Origin of the sequence: Cytobacillus sp. FSL R7-0696 (assembly GCF_038006865.1) — a bacterium.
Classification (GTDB): domain Bacteria; phylum Bacillota; class Bacilli; order Bacillales; family Cytobacillaceae; genus Cytobacillus; species Cytobacillus kochii.
The window spans coordinates 3,274,921-3,290,571 of sequence record NZ_JBBOWA010000001.1 but is presented as its reverse complement, the minus strand read 5'-3'; the positions used below and the strand labels follow the sequence as shown (position 1 = coordinate 3,290,571).

Annotated in this window: 22 protein-coding genes; 3 read left to right on the top strand and 19 right to left on the bottom strand. The window is 36.1% G+C overall.

The window, feature by feature from the left end; all coding sequences use genetic code 11:
- Positions 1-194 precede the first annotated feature (194 nt).
- Genes MKX29_RS17040 through comGA form a run of 8 tightly spaced genes read right to left on the bottom strand, consistent with a single transcriptional unit; the run spans position 195 to position 4,382 of the window.
- Complete coding sequence (locus MKX29_RS17040; RefSeq protein WP_095372590.1) at positions 195-386, bottom strand: YqzE family protein; 192 nt, start codon at positions 384-386, stop codon at positions 195-197.
- Between the two features lie 58 nt (positions 387-444).
- Positions 445-840: a competence type IV pilus minor pilin ComGG gene (comGG, locus tag MKX29_RS17035; protein ID WP_341106717.1), complete on the bottom strand. Its 396-nt coding sequence runs from the start codon at positions 838-840 to the stop codon at positions 445-447.
- Positions 821-1,279: a competence type IV pilus minor pilin ComGF gene (gene comGF / locus MKX29_RS17030; protein ID WP_251161975.1), complete on the bottom strand. Its 459-nt coding sequence runs from the start codon at positions 1,277-1,279 to the stop codon at positions 821-823. The genes comGG and comGF overlap by 20 nt, the downstream gene beginning before the upstream one ends.
- Positions 1,266-1,565 (bottom strand): hypothetical protein, encoded by a 300-nt coding sequence (locus tag MKX29_RS17025; RefSeq protein WP_224935990.1) that lies wholly within the window; start codon positions 1,563-1,565, stop codon positions 1,266-1,268. Before MKX29_RS17025 ends, comGF begins: the two co-directional genes overlap by 14 nt.
- A complete protein-coding gene (comGD, locus tag MKX29_RS17020) occupies positions 1,549-2,040 on the bottom strand; it encodes a competence type IV pilus minor pilin ComGD (protein WP_341106712.1) in 492 nt (163 codons plus the stop codon). Before comGD ends, MKX29_RS17025 begins: the two co-directional genes overlap by 17 nt.
- A complete protein-coding gene (gene comGC, locus MKX29_RS17015; RefSeq protein ID WP_224935988.1) occupies positions 1,977-2,294 on the bottom strand; it encodes a competence type IV pilus major pilin ComGC in 318 nt (105 codons plus the stop codon). The genes comGD and comGC overlap by 64 nt, the downstream gene beginning before the upstream one ends.
- On the bottom strand, positions 2,294-3,325 hold the full coding sequence (gene comGB / locus MKX29_RS17010; RefSeq protein WP_341106709.1) for a competence type IV pilus assembly protein ComGB: 1,032 nt from the start codon (positions 3,323-3,325) through the stop codon (positions 2,294-2,296). The genes comGC and comGB overlap by 1 nt, the downstream gene beginning before the upstream one ends.
- A complete protein-coding gene (comGA, locus tag MKX29_RS17005) occupies positions 3,312-4,382 on the bottom strand; it encodes a competence type IV pilus ATPase ComGA (protein WP_341106707.1) in 1,071 nt (356 codons plus the stop codon). The genes comGB and comGA overlap by 14 nt, the downstream gene beginning before the upstream one ends.
- Before the next feature lie 264 nt (positions 4,383-4,646).
- Here comGA and MKX29_RS17000 point away from each other — a divergent pair, with 264 nt between their 5' ends.
- Positions 4,647-5,336: a helix-turn-helix transcriptional regulator gene (locus tag MKX29_RS17000; protein WP_095372582.1), complete on the top strand. Its 690-nt coding sequence runs from the start codon at positions 4,647-4,649 to the stop codon at positions 5,334-5,336.
- Between the two features lie 84 nt (positions 5,337-5,420).
- A complete protein-coding gene (locus tag MKX29_RS16995) occupies positions 5,421-5,666 on the top strand; it encodes a DUF2626 domain-containing protein (RefSeq protein ID WP_095372581.1) in 246 nt (81 codons plus the stop codon).
- Positions 5,667-5,727: 61 nt separating this feature from the next.
- Here the strand turns inward: MKX29_RS16995 and MKX29_RS16990 are convergent, their stop codons facing one another.
- Positions 5,728-6,789: an SAM-dependent methyltransferase gene (locus tag MKX29_RS16990; protein WP_224935985.1), complete on the bottom strand. Its 1,062-nt coding sequence runs from the start codon at positions 6,787-6,789 to the stop codon at positions 5,728-5,730.
- Entirely contained in the window at positions 6,789-7,427 is a 639-nt protein-coding gene (locus MKX29_RS16985; protein WP_341106705.1) for an MBL fold metallo-hydrolase, read from the bottom strand. Before MKX29_RS16985 ends, MKX29_RS16990 begins: the two co-directional genes overlap by 1 nt.
- 257 nt (positions 7,428-7,684) lie before the next feature.
- On the opposite strand from MKX29_RS16985, the gene MKX29_RS16980 reads away from it, so the two are divergent.
- Positions 7,685-7,858, top strand: coding sequence for a DUF2759 domain-containing protein (locus MKX29_RS16980; RefSeq protein ID WP_095372578.1), 174 nt, complete (start codon positions 7,685-7,687; stop codon positions 7,856-7,858).
- Positions 7,859-7,909: 51 nt separating this feature from the next.
- On the opposite strand, the gene MKX29_RS16975 is transcribed toward MKX29_RS16980, so the two are convergent.
- From MKX29_RS16975 to MKX29_RS16935, 9 genes are all read right to left on the bottom strand, one after another.
- Positions 7,910-8,230: an MTH1187 family thiamine-binding protein gene (locus MKX29_RS16975; RefSeq protein WP_251161982.1), complete on the bottom strand. Its 321-nt coding sequence runs from the start codon at positions 8,228-8,230 to the stop codon at positions 7,910-7,912.
- Positions 8,231-8,296: 66 nt separating this feature from the next.
- Positions 8,297-9,418, bottom strand: a complete 1,122-nt coding sequence (locus tag MKX29_RS16970; protein ID WP_341106702.1) for a YqgU-like beta propeller domain-containing protein — start codon at positions 9,416-9,418, stop codon at positions 8,297-8,299.
- 198 nt (positions 9,419-9,616) lie between these two features.
- On the bottom strand, positions 9,617-10,801 hold the full coding sequence (locus tag MKX29_RS16965; protein WP_251161984.1) for a M14 family metallopeptidase: 1,185 nt from the start codon (positions 10,799-10,801) through the stop codon (positions 9,617-9,619).
- A gap of 77 nt (positions 10,802-10,878) precedes the next feature.
- Positions 10,879-11,820, bottom strand: coding sequence for an ROK family glucokinase (locus MKX29_RS16960; protein ID WP_251161985.1), 942 nt, complete (start codon positions 11,818-11,820; stop codon positions 10,879-10,881).
- Between the two features lie 30 nt (positions 11,821-11,850).
- A complete protein-coding gene (locus MKX29_RS16955; RefSeq protein ID WP_224935980.1) occupies positions 11,851-12,057 on the bottom strand; it encodes a YqgQ family protein in 207 nt (68 codons plus the stop codon).
- 117 nt (positions 12,058-12,174) lie between these two features.
- The gene (locus MKX29_RS16950; protein WP_224935979.1) at positions 12,175-13,635 is read right to left on the bottom strand and encodes a spore germination protein; all 1,461 of its coding nucleotides are present in this window, start codon (positions 13,633-13,635) and stop codon (positions 12,175-12,177) included.
- 170 nt (positions 13,636-13,805) lie between these two features.
- Positions 13,806-14,981, bottom strand: a complete 1,176-nt coding sequence (locus tag MKX29_RS16945) for a rhomboid family intramembrane serine protease (protein ID WP_341106696.1) — start codon at positions 14,979-14,981, stop codon at positions 13,806-13,808.
- Entirely contained in the window at positions 14,978-15,346 is a 369-nt protein-coding gene (locus tag MKX29_RS16940) for a hypothetical protein (protein ID WP_341106694.1), read from the bottom strand. Before MKX29_RS16940 ends, MKX29_RS16945 begins: the two co-directional genes overlap by 4 nt.
- A gap of 101 nt (positions 15,347-15,447) precedes the next feature.
- Entirely contained in the window at positions 15,448-15,639 is a 192-nt protein-coding gene (locus MKX29_RS16935) for a hypothetical protein (RefSeq protein ID WP_224935977.1), read from the bottom strand.
- Between the last annotated feature and the right edge of the window lie 12 nt (positions 15,640-15,651).

The following is a 15,651-nucleotide window of genomic DNA, read 5'->3' as shown; positions in this document are numbered from 1 at the left end:
GCATTAACTAACGTGGACGACTCATGAGATTGCTTAAGGGAACATTTTTTAAGTACCTATGCTTAACCATACTGCTAGCGTATTCCTCATTTTTCTTTTTACAACGGTGGCACCAATATTCTTATCGATACTAAAAAAATATGAACAAACCCAACAATGGGGTTTGTTCATATTTTTTGTTGATTGTCGTTTGATTAATGATTTCTTTTTTTCGTTCCTTTCATTCCGTAAAACAAAAGATAAGGTACAATTCCAAACCACCTAAATAAAACAGGCGCTTTTTCTTGCTTTCTTTCTATTCTTTGTTTCTTTCTCTCAGACTTTGGTTGTTCCATATATTGAACGAATGTCTGAGTAATAAACTTGACATAATCATTAGAATTCATCTGGCATCCCTGCTTTTTTAGCTACTAGTCTTTCCCATTCATAAACCATTTATTCCTATTATTTTCTCTCGATTTCTATCCATTTGACCACTTCTCTTTCAATCAATGAATAATACGCAATCGCTTCTACGTTCGCAACACCGTTTATTTGTACTTCCAGAATGATTTTGATGAGGCTTCCTTCTTGATCTTCTAAATCATAATAAACCGTTCCATGATTGAATGAATACTCCCCTTCTATTGGTAGCTCACCATTCAAATGAAATTGTTCATCTAAATAAATAATAGATTGTTTAAAATAGTACTCCTGTTGTAAAAGGATACTACTTAATTTCAAGATTCTTTTTTCTCTTATTAAAAAATTTGCTTGAATGGTAATCACAAAAGAAAGCAAAACAATGAGGATTAATACAAAAGGATAAAAGAGTCCCTTTTCATTCATTTTCTTCGTCACCGTTTGTACGCCTTATTTTCATTTGATAAAAAGAAGACCGATACTCTTTTTGGAAAATATTTTTATAAATAAGCACCATGTTATCTTCCTTCACCTCAAATTGAACGGATTGAAGCTTTTGTAACACAACTTCATGCCCTGCCCCATTCACACGCCTTCTTAACTTATCACCATATTTTTCATAGCTAATAGATTGATTGTCTATTAATAAAATGAGCACCCCTCGATTATCTAATGATATCTTCTCAGCAACGCGTACTTCTTTTTTTAATTGCTGAATAAATACGAGCCATTCAATCTTTTGCTTTCTTTCATCAATATTTTCGTTAACGGAAATAACCTTAAACACAAGTGGCATAAAGCTCACAATGATTAAAAAGCAAGCTAAAGTTATAAGTGCTTCTATTAACGTAAAGCCGTTTCTTTTAATACTTTTCACAGATCATCACTTCTCGTTGATAGAGATAAGAGATACAAATATTATTATCCTCACTGTTAAAAAGGTGAAATGATATTTCGTCTTTTCTCACCGTCCTAGGTAGCACCCTATCATTGTCCATCATTTCCTCATATAGAATTTGAGTGGCTTCATATCTCAAATTTTCTATATGTGTGTACGTATAGAGACGAATCATGACAGGAATAAAAAGAGTGGCGATTAAAAGCATCGCCGATAACGTGAAGAGTAAATCAATGAGCATAAAACCACTAGTATGCTTCCACATAAAATCTCCCTCTGCCTATTTGAAAAACAAATTTGTACTGCTTAAGCGAGCTTTTGATTTGCAAGTAACCGAAACGGTTAATTTTCCCAGTATTTAAAAATTTGAAATGTAATGGCATTGTACCGCTAGTAATGAAATAATCCTCACTATATTTCTGACGAAGGAAAATATTTCGACCATTAGAAAAGATATATTCATGCTCATCAGGTAAAAGATAAACACTAACCGTTGTTTGATTTACAATCGCATACTGCTGAGCATATAGAAGGTCACCTTCAAGTTTGGCAAAGAAAGCTTGATTATCATACTCTTCAAATTGGTGCTGCATGCTTATAGCAGTAATAAAAAGAATAACACTAAAAACAGACCAAACAATTAATGATTCAATCAAAGTAAACCCTGACTGTAAATTTATTCGTCTCTCACCGCCGTCACAATGCCATCTATTAAAACAAGTGTTTCTCCGGTCGGACATGTTGTTTCACCTTCATTTAAATACTCCTCCGTCACAAGCACATCCAATGACTCAGGAAGCTTATTATTAGCTAATTCATACGATTGGACTTGACTCTGAACCATTTTTGTATAAGCACTACAGCCTTTTTCGTTTATTGCCGATTGGTTTTTTGTGATGTTTGGAATTGTAATAATTAAAAGTACAGATATGACTAACAAGACAATCATCATTTCAATCATGGTAAACCCTTTTTCATTATTTATGTTTTTCATCATACGCCCTCCATTAGTTGAAACATTGGTAACATTACTGCCAAATACAATGAAATGATTAAACAACCAACAATAAGATAAATAGTGGGTTGTATTACTTTCATTAATTGATCTATTTTTTCTTCTAACAGCTGCAGACAATAGCGGCTAAAGAATTGTAGTTCTTCTTCTAGCTTTCCATTTTGCTGCCCATGACGAATAACTGTCCTTAAATCTAATTCTAAAAAGGGAAAAACCTGAATCAATTCATCTAATTGTTCACCATTTTCTAGCTTACGACGCAAATATTGACCAACTTCCTTCATTAATGGTTGTTTTTCATCTTTAGCAAATAAGTTCAAGGAAGTTGTGATAGACATCCCACCTGCAAGTAAATAATGCAATTGGATAGCAAAGTAATGTGTATAAAAAAGGGAGACTAGTTTGCCAACAATCGGTATGCGAACAACAAGAGATACTTGTCTGATCATTGATAACCGTCGAAAAATAAAGTAGTAATACAAAGAACTAAATAGTAACAGGATGAACATTACAATTAAAAATAGAGGAGCAACAGAACCAATCCATTGAAGGAGTACCATAAAGGTATTTTCGTTGACATTCATCGACTGAAAAAGTGAGGTAAATCGAGGAAGAATGATTTTTTCAACGAGAAAAAACAGTAGTATGGTGATAAGGAATAAGAAACATGGATACATTAATGCCTTTTTTAACTTTCGCATATCCTCTCCCCTCTTTTGCATCATTTCACTGCCATCAATAAAAGCTTGTTGTAATCCCCCATGTTGCTCAGCAAAAAAGACATAACCAACTAGGTGTGAATTAAAGTTCATTGATCCTAGGGCCGAGTGCAGATGGAAACCTTCTTTTAACTGATAAATAACCTCTTGTAATTGGAGCTTTTTCTCTAAGGTCAATTGCAAACTCGCCGACGCCATCGCTTCTGAGAGCGAATAACCCCTGGATAATAATTCTCCTACTTTCTTAAGGAAGTCGCATTGCTCCTTTAATGTCCATTTAACTTTTTTCATCTAAAATCCACCGATTAAACTCACTTTCTTTTACATACCCTAAGGCTACCCCTTTTTTCAAAGCTGACTTGAGCGAAAAATATGGTTCGTAATTATTCTGACTACTTTTCGCCGCTTTCAAAGCTTGATTCAATTCCCTTCCATTCAATAATTCAAACACACCAGCTCTTTTTAACCTTCCACAGCTATAACAGAAATCGGTACATTCTCCTTCACAAAATGGGCAGGTTAATTCTACAAGCCTCTGTGCTGTTATGGCTACTAACGTTTGTTCTATTTGCTTCCACGCTACCCCAAACTCCACTAAACGATGTATGGCTCCAACAGCATTTCTCGTATGCATCGTCGTTAATACTAAATGCCCAGTTAATGCTGCTCTCACAGCTATTTTAGCTGTTTGGGCGTCGCGTATTTCCCCAACCATAATTATGTCCGGGTCGTGCCTAAGGATAGCTTTCAAACCAGTAGCATATGTTACGCCTGCCTTTTCATTTACTTCGACTTGCAGTAAGGAGTCAGTCTTTTTCTCAATCGGATCTTCTAAAGTGATAATACTTCGATTGAATAGGTTGGAATTGTCATTTAGCAGACTATATAAGGTTGAGGTTTTTCCACTACCGGTCGGACCAGTTAGTATGATCATCCCGTGCGCATGTTTAAGCATAGCAAGGATTTTTCGGGACATCGTTGGAAATAGTGAAACATTGTGAGAAGAAATATGAGACGATTGTGGCAGGATACGGATGACAAGACTTTCATTGTATTGAGAGGGCAATGTGGAGAAACGTAAGCCTATCTCATATCCTTCAATATCTGTAGAATAGGCGCCATTTTGTGGCTTTCGTTTTTCACCAATATCCATGGATGCAATAAACTTGAAATGAGAAATTAAACGGTCAGATTCATAATGAGGGATGTAATGTTTAGGGACAAGGCGCTTGCCATAGCGGAAATAAATGATTGTGTGATTCTTTCTGGGGACAAAATGAATATCTGTTACTTCTGTTTTCACAGCTTCCCTTAAAATTAAGGTAGCCATGCGTTGCATTGAGACCAAGTAATTAGTCACCACCTTTTTTAAGATATTTTATTATTCGCCAAAAAAAGATCGTTTCCTGCATGATTTTAGTCCTTTTCTTTAACTTTTTTTTGAACATTTAAGAGATTCCCTCTACCCTCTCCTCTTTCAACACGCTTTACTATATAATGGTATTAACAAATATAAAACATCCACAAATGACTGACAGTGCAATCGCTTCTTTAAAATCCTATTCATATCACGAAAAAAAGAATAATGACAACCATATGAGAGGTGAGAATAATGAATGAAACATTAAAAATTACGAATACATTATCCGATCCAACGAGATACTATATTTATCAGTATGTTCTTAAAAAACATTTCCCTGTCACTGTTAAAGAAATTGCTAAAGAGTTTTCTATTCACCCGAATGTTGCTAGATTGCATTTATCAAAACTCGCAGAAATCCACATGCTTGAAGCTAAAATAGAAAAAACCGGTCAAGGTGGCCGACCGAGCAAGCGCTATCACCTAACTGATAGCGAGATTGGACTACATTTTCCTTATCGGAATTATCAAATGTTATCAGATATTCTTCTCGAAACAATGATTACACTTGGGCCAGAAGGAAAAAAAGCATTATATATAACTGGTAAAAAATATGGCGAGAAATTGATGGAGACAGCATTACACAGGCAAATGGTTACATTAGAGGACTCATTTGAAAGAAAATTAGCTCTCGTCATTGAAGCAGCAGAAGTGGCTGGTCTTCAGCCAGAATTTAATTTTGATGGAAAAAAGATCATGTTTGAAATGTTTAATTGTCCCTTTAAAGAAACCGCAAAGAAAAATCAAGGTGAAATATGTCATATGCACTTTGAATTTTTACGAGGCATGTTTGAGACGGTTTTTTTAGATATAGAATTAAGGGAATTGGGTAATATGTTAAACGGGTGTATTTCATGTTCTTATGAAGCTGTCGCAAAATAAAAAACATACTGTTTACTTTTAACCAAGTATTACCTTATAATTATTGAGTAATGGACATATGTGTGTGTTAAAGGAGGGATACATATGGATCGCATGTATAGAGTGATGGGATTCTGGACTGCTATTTTTGCAATTATGTTTTATGTAGGTGATATGTATACACCAGCACTACTATTCCTTGGCCAAACTGGTTTCTTTGTGCTACTAGGCTACTTAAAGCTTACAGAGCGTATGTACATTTATATTTTTGGCGCATACTTGACTGTTGCCTTTATCGGATTCACATATTGGACTGTCTTTATGATGGTACCAGGTATGGGGTCACACTAAAAGCACACATAACAAACACAATAAAAAGAGGATGCAACGTCATCCTCTTTTTATTGTGTTTTTAAAGGTTCTTTATCTGAAGAACAAGCTGAAACGATTGGCTGATTCCACTATCCATTAATAATGTTCGAATCTCACGATTTTTCTTAGCCTCATTTGAAAATAGATCGCCACTATGATTGGATAATTCATCTAGAATACCAGATGCAATTAAAAACTCATCTTGCCGCCATTTCTGCATAAAAGTCAACCCATACTTCTCACCAAAACGGATCCACGAATCCCAGTGCACATCATGAGTAATATCCATCTCACCAGCGTGTGTAAGGATATTGGGGATAAGCTGATGTTTCCTGTATCCCCTCAGGCTGCCATCTTTTCTCGTCGGCATTAACCAATCATCGTCCGTGTAACCATAATCAGCTGTCAATACAAGTCCTTTTTCTAACACATCGCTAATCGATGCACTTATGCCATCCATAAATAATGGAATCTCCATTCTTTGGCCATTGTATAAAGAAATCGACATTTGTTCGATGTATGAAATGATTTTCTGATTTTCGATAGGAATATAGACTTCGTTTAGCACATTTTGGTTGGAAGTAATCATTATTTCATATAAACAATCATCTTTTTTTTCTACTAAATGAACAGGTAGCGCATCAAGTAGTTCATTAGAAAAAACAAGCCCTGAAAACGTAGGACATTCATCTAATGATTGAAGAAAATGAAGTTTTACACTGTGATGTTTACTTAATTTATCCTTTTGTAATCTTCTATGATGAGGGCTTTCATCAACTAATATATAAACTAGCGTCTCATCTGTCATCTCTTCCCATTGATTAATAAAGACTTGAGCAAATGAACCATCGCCTGCACCCATTTCTAACACGGCCGCAGGCAGTTGATTCACTCTCACCTGCTCTATAAACCATTTAGCGATTATTGTTGCATACATAGGTGACATTGTTGCTGATGTATAAAAGTCCCCGTCTACACCAATCTTTTTATCATCCTTCATATAATATCCAAAATCAGGATGATAGAGGGCTAACTGAATAAAATCGGCGTAAGTAAGCCGTTCCATCCTATTTTCTTCGATATAGCGGATGATCGGATTCATTATGAAAAACCGTTCAAGAAAGGGTTAGTGTCCATTTCATTGGCAATAGTAGTCACTGGCCCATGTCCTGGCAAGACGAGTGTGTCTTCAGGTAAAATGAGTAATTTATCATGTATGCTTTGCAGAAGCGTCTCATGATGGCCACCAGGTAGATCTGTTCGCCCAATACTGCCTTGAAAAAGGGCATCCCCACCAAACAGCAAGGCAATGTCTGCGAAATAAAAGGAGACACTACCAGGAGAATGACCCGGTGTCTCTAATACTTTGAAGGAAAACCCTGAGATATCTATCTCTTGCTCTTTTACAAATAACTCATCGGCAGGTTGTAAACGTATCGCTGTGCCCATTTGAAATCTTGCTGAACCATTTAAGGCTGGATCTATTAGCCAGTCCTTTTCATTTTCATGTATGTAAACAGGAATTTGGTACTTTTCTTTTACGTCATCTACTGCACCAATATGATCAAAATGTGCATGCGTTAAAAGGATCGCCTTCGGATTCAATTTTTCATCATCCATTATTTTGATTAGTTTTGTTGCTTCTCCCCCTGGATCAATAATTAAACAGTTCTTGTTTTCTTTTATAAGAAGATAGCAATTCGTTTGTAATGGTCCTAATGGTAACTGTGCGTATTTCAAATGAATTCCTCCTTGGTTATTTTCTTTTATTGTACACAACTCTATAGTCTACGAGAAGCAAACATGGTTAATGGACTTGATGTATCTTCCTTAAAATGTTATTATCTGAAAAGTTCGTAGAATATACCTCGACAAAATTTGAAAAAAAGTATAAAATATGATGTGAATGTAAAAATAAGTATTACATACGGTTCCAAACCTTTGCAAGGAATGAGCATAGACTCATTTGTTGATTGAATGAAAAGGGGGCTATAAACATGGGACTAGTAATTATTACTGGTTTAACAGCTATTTTAGCAATTTTCGGTCTAATCAGTGCACTACGAAACAAAAATCTCCTAGGGATTGTATTCGCTTTCGGGACAGCTGCCGTTTTCGGATGGTTTGCTGTGATGACATTAATTCATAGCGGATTCCCAGCTGTCCATTAAAAGGGGATGTAAATAAAAAGTCTGCCTCATTAAGGGCAGACTTTTTATTTATCATTCATCCTCTTGTAACAATGATTCTACTCGTTTAACTTTATCCGCCATCTGACGTTTTACATCTCTACGGTCATCAATGCGAATATTTGTTGCCACTCGCGCAAGTCCTTTTTCAAATGGAACTTCATGCATTGCTTGGACAACCTCGAATAACACTGGTAATTCTCCTTCAATGAGTGTATTCATCGGTGTCAATTGGTAATCAATTTTCCCAGCATCTTTATATTCCTTTAAAACCTTTTGAATATCTGCTACATAAGCTGATACACTTGGACTCTCCGTTCCTATTGGAATAATTGTTACGTCTACTATTGCCATCATGTCATCTCCTTTAAATATCAATATTAGTATGCACAAAATAAAGAGCGAAGAAAATTTATCTGCTCAAGATTTTATAAGTGAAATGACTTCTTTCTCATCTAATAAAATGACTTTATCTAAATAATGACCATATAAACAGGCATTGGCTTTATTAGAACAGGAAAGAGGTTCGTTGTCCATATCTTCTAATAATACGGTCTGTTCTCCCGTTTCCAAATCTGTAGCCATGAAATCAAAGCTACCCCGATACGTATCTGCATCTGTACTGTACTCCGGCTTAAAGTAGAAAAACTCTTTATCCAGCATGGCATATTGTGGAACCATCCAACCGGAAAAGCTTGTTAAATGAGGAACTGAAAAAGATAACACCGATTCAAAGTCATTATTCATAAATGTGTATCGTGCCTCTTCATCATGATTTTCGTTTACACCAATGGTCATCATTAAATCATTGAATGTATCAACAAAATACACATTTTCTTTCTTCACTTCCGCCGTTCCTGTCTTCTTTTGTTCTTTTAACTCCGTCACAATTGAAGGTCCAACCGTACTCCAGTCCAAATACACAAATGAATCAGGACTTAACCAATGGACAAACGGCTCCGCTATAGATATATGTTCCATATTTTTTGTTTCAGCTGATATCAAATAAGAAGTGTAAGACCAGTCCTCGGCAAAACTCGAAACCAATAACTTTGTCGGATCATATTGATTCCAAGAAACAGCTAGTTCGGTGCCATCTATTAACTCCTGCAATATGTAATCACCTTTATGATCCACTATAGCAATACGCCATTTTTGATTACTTGGTTCAGTCTGGACAAATATATATTGTTGATCTGGGCTAATATAGACATTATTAATTGGTGCCTCACCTTCAAAAAACAACTCTTGTTCTCCGGTATAAATATTATATTTAAAGATTTTGTTCAATGTTTCATCTTTGTGATTGAGGAATAATAAGTGCTTGGCATCTAACCAGCCAAAGAAGAAAATTTGATCAGATTCTGAAACAGCAAGAGGTATAATAATTGATTGTTTTGAAGTTTGCTTCTCTGTCATATTCGTTTCTTTAACAGGTGGCTTATCACCTGTTTCATTCACTTGACAGCCAGCTATAATCATTGTGGAAAAAAATAAAAGCAATATGAGCATATAATCTTGGTGTTCCGCTTTGTGCTTCATAAACTTGGCTTGCCCCCCATCGAATTCCAATCTAGCTTCATTCTAGCGCACTTTTATCTGAATAGACGCGAGAAAAAGCCGTTTCCGGCTTTTCTTCGCTCTCTACGAAATTCTTCCTAATTAATTCCCAAAAACATTGTAATCAATAGTAAATTTTATACTGATTATGGAGGAAATACAAGCAACAACTATTTTTTATTAAAGATAAAGTGAAGCTAAAAAGACACCAAGCATTTCTTCATACATGTCTTCATACTGTGATAATGGCAGTGGGTTTACTCCTTTTCCCAGTTCCATCGTAAAGCCTGGCCGTCGATACTCTTTAATAAACCAATCTCTAAACCCAGCGAAACTATCCACATACTGAACGGAACGATAACCGCTTACTCGTTCAAATTCATCTGCAATGACTTTTGAATCAGGCGGTTCAAGTCCTTCGTATCCCCAGTAAAATTCTTCACCTTGTGTGTGGAAAGCTAATAATAAGCTGAAGTTATTATTCTCAACAAGATTGGCCATCGCTATCGCTTCAGGCTCGGATAACGGTTCATATCCAGGAAAGTCTCGAGATGACGGAACATCTGGCTTTCTTTCTTTTTCATATTCCCAATTTGCGGGATATTGTTTATTCAAATCTACTCCTCTAATATTCGCCTTCCATAGGGAAAAATCATCTTTTTGTTCATTAATTGCTAATATTTCTTCTTTGTAGCCTTCTGGCGGTCCCCCTAAAACCAAGTCAACTCCATCAGGATTGACCATTGGAACAACCGATAACTCAACACGACTATAATAAGGTAAAGTCTCAATTCCCCTTAAAGGTTTCGCATTAGTCATAGATAACAAGTAGGCATTTATTAAAGACATAAGGACAGGCGTCGTAATCCATTCATTGGCATGAAATGACGCATTATAATGGACCTGCTTTTCACCCGTACCGATTCTTATCTCATATAAAGGCTTGCCTGTCACCGAATAACCAATCTCATTTATTTTTATAAATGGATAAACTTCTTTTAATTGTTTGAGGTCGTCTTGCAAAGTTTTAAAACTATAACTTTTTTTCCTATCCATTAAAGGCATAATCACTCTTGTTGGCACTAGGACTGTTTGATTTACTTGTAGATTTTGAGGCTGTAACTGCTGATTCAATAAAAGCAATGCATCGACAGGGAGATTATTCTTTGATGCTATTTGCCATAGTGAATCACCTTTTTGAAGTTGAATAGTAGATGTATGAAAGCCAGGAATTTGAATGCTTTGGCCAATCTGCAATGAGGAAGGGTCCACTTGTGGATTGCTATCAATGACTAAATTAATCGGAACCATAAACAGCTGACTGTAGTACCATAAAGAATCACCTGACCTAACTTTAATCTTCACCTTTTATCCTCCTCTCCATCAGTTCATACATATGATGAATGAGAAGAAAAGATGACTTACTCACTATTACAGAAACCTTATCCTATTATTAATTGCTTTGCACTCCAGGCGGCACCTACTACTCCTGCATCATTCCCTAAAGTAGCTAGTTTCAATAAAGTAGACCCTCGCATCTCAGGAAATAAGTTTTCGTCATAATAGGATTGTAATGGCTCTAGCAATAATTTACCGGCTTGAGAAACCCCGCCACCGATTATAATCACCTCAGGGTTTAGTATTGCTGCTACATTCGCTAAGGCAATGCCTAATGGCTTCATTGTTCTTTGAACCACTTCCTTAGCAACTATGTCATTCTTACCTGCAAAGTGAAAGATATTCTGAACTGATAAATGGTCAACTAATAATGTGTTCTTGTTAGAATCAATGATTTCTTTAGCCACACGTACTATTCCAGTAGCTGAGGCAATCGTTTCAAGACAACCCCATTTTCCACAATTACATCGCACGCCATAAGAAGATACGGCCTTGATATGGCCTATTTCACCAGCAGAACCACCATTCCCACGCGTTAACTGACCATTACTAATAATGCCACCACCGATACCAGTACCAATTGTTAAAAGTACAATGTCTTTGTAGCCAATTCCGCTACCAACCCAGCGTTCGCCTAACACTGCACAGTTGGCATCATTTTCTAATATCACTGGAAGCGCCATGTAATCTGATAGTTCTTTTTGTAAGCGGTAATGAGGTGACAAATTTATATTTGTTGCTGAAAGTAAAATTCCATTTTTGCTATCTACCGGTCCTGGGGCACCGACTCCAACAGATAAAATCTGCTCTTTTTTTATTTGCGCCCTCTTTCTATGATGTTCAATTGAAGTGGTTATTTGCTCTGCTAAACTGTTGTCTGTATAATTCTGCTTCGTCTTTTCTTGCCATTTTAAGTGAATGTCGCCATTCTCGTTAACAAAAGCAAATTTAATTGTTGTACCCCCTATATCCACACCAACAAACAAAACAACACCCCCTAGAGAAGTAATGAGCAACTATTCTCTTGTTTTCTTTCTCTCTTTTTCTCTCTCAGCCCTTAAGACTAATAAAGCATCTCGATAGGTATCTACTTCAATTATTTTTGCTTTATATAATTCACTCACTTCAAGCTCCATCATTTCAATATCCAATAAACGTTCACCCATATAAATAATGGCACCATATGCTTTTAACAACTGTTGTACATCATAAAAACTTTTCACATTCATTCCCTCGATTCTTTCTTTCATAAAGCAAAGTATAAACGAAAAAAAACTCTTCCTCAATCATTAAAACATGAGAGAAAGAGTAATTCTAACGATCAAAAGAAAAGTGATCATTTATCTATCTGGATCTTTCGGATGCAACATTCTCGGACGTCTATTTTTCAAAGGCATTGGTGAACGTAAAAGGACATCTCTAAAGGCTCTTAGGTTAAAGGGAATAAACGGCCATAAATAAGGGACGCCGAAAGACTTCATTTTAGATAACCAAATGACAAATAGTGTAATACCGATGATAAAACCATACATATGAAATACACTTGTCAGTAATAATAATACAATACGGACAATTCGATTAGCTAATCCTAATTCGTAACTTGGTGTTGCAAACGTACCAATTGCTACAATGGCAAAATAAAGAACGACCTCACTTGTAAATAAGCCAACTGAAACAGCCAAATCACCAATCATGAGTGCCGCTACTAAGCCGAGAGCAGTAGCAAGACTCGAGGGGGTATGAATGGAGGCCATCCTCAGCATATCAATACCTACCTCAATAATTAAGATTTGCAAAATCAAAGGGATTTTCCCTGCCTCCTCTGGTCCTATAAATGATAGGGAATCTGGTAATAAACTTGGATTTGCAGCAAATAAGAACCAAATAGGTAAAAGGAACAACGAAGCCCATACAGAAATAAAGCGAACGAATTTTAAATAAGCACCAATAATCGGTTTGTTTCGATATTCCTCTGCATGCTGCAAATGATGCCAGAACGTAGTCGGGGTTATAATCACACTCGGTGAACCATCCACAATGATACATACATGACCCTCAAATAAATGCGAAGCTGCTGTGTCCGGTCTCTCTGTATACCTAACCATCGGATAAGGATTCCAATGCTGACCAGAAATATATTCTTCAATTGTCTTCTCGGCCATCGGTAAGCCATCTGTATCAATTTTAGATACACTATCTTTTATTTTATTGACCAACTCAGGGTCTGCAATATCTTCAATATATGTAATGACAATATCAGTTTTTGAGCGTCTACCGATTTGTAAATACTCCATTCTTAACGTCCGATCTCTTACGCGCCTCCTCGTTAGTGCTGTATTAAAAACTAATGTTTCAACATAGCCATCCCTTGCGCCTCTTACAACCCTTTCAATATCAGGCTCTTCTGGGCCGCGGGCCGGGTAAGTCCTTGTATCAATTAATATCGCTTCATCTGCTCCATCAATGACCAATGCCGTTTGACCAGCTAATACAGCATCAACAATTGCATCCAGATCACTTTCTGTAGCAATTTCGATATAAGGGATATATCTCTTCATTAGCTTCGGAACAGTATCCTCTTCTAATTGTTCTCTTCCAAGCTGAGCAAGAAATTCCATTAACCGATTCATAATATCATCTTTAGCAAAGCCATCAACCAAATAGATCGCCATGTCAATCCCAGTATATTCCACATCTATTTGTAACACATCAAAGTTTTTTCCGACTGCTAATGCTTCTTTTAAATATGATGTATTGTTAATCAATTCCTTAGATACTTTATGATGTTTGTTTGTTTCCATGAGTTCACCTCTCAAATATATTCCTAACAAACATCATAGACATACTAAAAAGGAATCATACCCTCCTAAGAGGTTGATTCCTTTTACTTTATGTTAAACAACAAGTTTTTTAAGTTTCTAAGAAAAGATGTAGAATTTCCTAGGAAATATTCCCTTCCTGTCGAAATATCTTATTTGTTTTCATTTAAATTGTCTTGTAGCTGCCGATAGTCTTCTGAGTCGTGTAATTCTACAGCTTGATCAAGATACTTTTTCGCTTCATCCGTATGGCCTTCCCTTAAATATAATAAGGAAAGATTATAGTAAGCTTCATGGAATTGTTCGTTTACTTCAATAGCAAGATGCAAATGACGCTTCGCTTTCTCTGTTTCCCCTATTTGAATTTCCGCATAGGACAATAAAAAATAAGTTTGTGCGGTTGCACCTTCTTTATCAAACGGAGTAAGCTCTTTAATCATCATTGAGTAATTTTCTTTTTCTAAATAAGTTTGTGCTTCAATCAAAGCCATCTCTTCTTGTGTTTGATCATTAGGGAAGTGAAAGCCATAATAGAGTCCTCCACTTATGAGAAGAGCCGTGAAACAAGCTATCAATAGTTGAGCAATCCTGTTTCTCTTCTTAGGCAAAAGAACGATTCCCGTTGCTAAGAACCCGCCAATTAAACCACCAATATGACCAGCGTTATCAATTCCTGGTATCATAAAGCCTAATGCAAGGTTAAACACAAGAACAATGATAATGTTCATACCCATTGTGCGGAAAAATAATTTGGGTTTCAATATTCCAAAGAAAAACAACGCTCCAAAACAGCCAAATATCGCTCCGCTCGCTCCAGCTGATACGTTGGGACTAGTAATAAAACTAAGCAATGAACCCATAAAACCAGATAACAAGTAAATAACTATAAACCTTGTATTGCCCATTATTCGTTCAACAGCAGAGCCTAAATAAAAAAGAGCAAGAGTATTCATCAATAAATGCAGGAAACCAATATGTAAAATGATCGGTGTAAAAAAACGCCACCACTCACCTGCCAAAATAAGTGGATTATATTTTGCTCCACTTTCAATCAGCACCGAGGTATTTGTACTTCCACCTTTCCACTCCAGCCAAAGAAAAGCTAGGACTTGTAGCACAATAAATAGATATGTAAATATGGGCTTACCTTGATTAAAAACCTCTTTTTCTTCTTTCGCTTTATTTGCTGCTAGCCATAATGTCTGTTTTTTTAAGTTTTCGATTACTTGTTCATCAATATCATCAGATGGTTCTTCTAAGAAGAGAAGAGGTTTCATAAAGTGTTGCTGCAGCTGTTTAGCTACCTCTTCTAGACTATCCATAGTCATAATGACAGATTCAACCGTTGTCTTCTCCAGTTTAGAATGCTGAAAGGGCTTATTAAGCTTATCCTCATAATCGTCAACAGGTACAAATGGTGAAATATATATATATTGAGGACAGTCATTTCTCTATGCCTTACTTGTTTTCGAATACGCTCACCATTAAAGGCAACTGATTCTATATCTCTTTGTAACCAGTTACTCCAATCTAAATCCTTCCTTAGCAAACGAATGATTTTTGTCTGTTTATTCTCTAACTTCTCAATCCAGAGTTCATCTTGTTTTTCAGAAAGCTGAATGAAGCGATATTCTTCTTGATGTAGCAGATGATTGGCCAATGACCAAAATAAATAAGCTTCCTTACTATGCACTGTTTTCTCACATCCTTACAGTTATATATCTTATTATAGTCAATGTTTCTTTTTAACAAAATAAAAAGCCCTTATATAAACAGGGCCAAAAAGTAACATTGTTATAAACGTTCATCATTATATTGTGGTTGAGGAAAAACTAGCTTCATTGCTCTCTCTCTTAAAAAAGGGCAATTTAATACGGTAGCAATGATAAAATTTTGTCTCGCTAAAAGACCAACTAGGCGATAACGATACTGATAAATGAAAACACCTGACAATACAAACAGTATCAAAGTCATTATTTTTCCCATTTCATTCCCTCC

What these genes read in the sequence shown, in the direction of transcription:
- MKX29_RS17040 (WP_095372590.1), bottom strand. Translation starts at nt 386, where the DNA reads ATGAATTCTAATGATTATGTCAAGTTTATTACTCAGACATTCGTTCAA.
- MKX29_RS17025 (WP_224935990.1), bottom strand. Translation starts at nt 1,565, where the DNA reads ATGTGGAAGCATACTAGTGGTTTTATGCTCATTGATTTACTCTTCACG.
- comGD (WP_341106712.1), bottom strand. Translation starts at nt 2,040, where the DNA reads ATGTCCGACCGGAGAAACACTTGTTTTAATAGATGGCATTGTGACGGC.
- comGC (WP_224935988.1), bottom strand. Translation starts at nt 2,294, where the DNA reads ATGAAAAACATAAATAATGAAAAAGGGTTTACCATGATTGAAATGATG.
- comGB (WP_341106709.1), bottom strand. Translation starts at nt 3,325, where the DNA reads ATGAAAAAAGTTAAATGGACATTAAAGGAGCAATGCGACTTCCTTAAG.
- MKX29_RS17000 (WP_095372582.1), top strand. Translation starts at nt 4,647, where the DNA reads ATGAATGAAACATTAAAAATTACGAATACATTATCCGATCCAACGAGA.
- MKX29_RS16995 (WP_095372581.1), top strand. Translation starts at nt 5,421, where the DNA reads ATGGATCGCATGTATAGAGTGATGGGATTCTGGACTGCTATTTTTGCA.
- MKX29_RS16990 (WP_224935985.1), bottom strand. Translation starts at nt 6,789, where the DNA reads ATGAATCCGATCATCCGCTATATCGAAGAAAATAGGATGGAACGGCTT.
- MKX29_RS16980 (WP_095372578.1), top strand. Translation starts at nt 7,685, where the DNA reads ATGGGACTAGTAATTATTACTGGTTTAACAGCTATTTTAGCAATTTTC.
- MKX29_RS16975 (WP_251161982.1), bottom strand. Translation starts at nt 8,230, where the DNA reads ATGGCAATAGTAGACGTAACAATTATTCCAATAGGAACGGAGAGTCCA.
- MKX29_RS16970 (WP_341106702.1), bottom strand. Translation starts at nt 9,418, where the DNA reads ATGAAGCACAAAGCGGAACACCAAGATTATATGCTCATATTGCTTTTA.
- MKX29_RS16950 (WP_224935979.1), bottom strand. Translation starts at nt 13,635, where the DNA reads ATGGAAACAAACAAACATCATAAAGTATCTAAGGAATTGATTAACAAT.
- MKX29_RS16945 (WP_341106696.1), bottom strand. Translation starts at nt 14,981, where the DNA reads ATGACTATGGATAGTCTAGAAGAGGTAGCTAAACAGCTGCAGCAACAC.
- MKX29_RS16935 (WP_224935977.1), bottom strand. Translation starts at nt 15,639, where the DNA reads ATGGGAAAAATAATGACTTTGATACTGTTTGTATTGTCAGGTGTTTTC.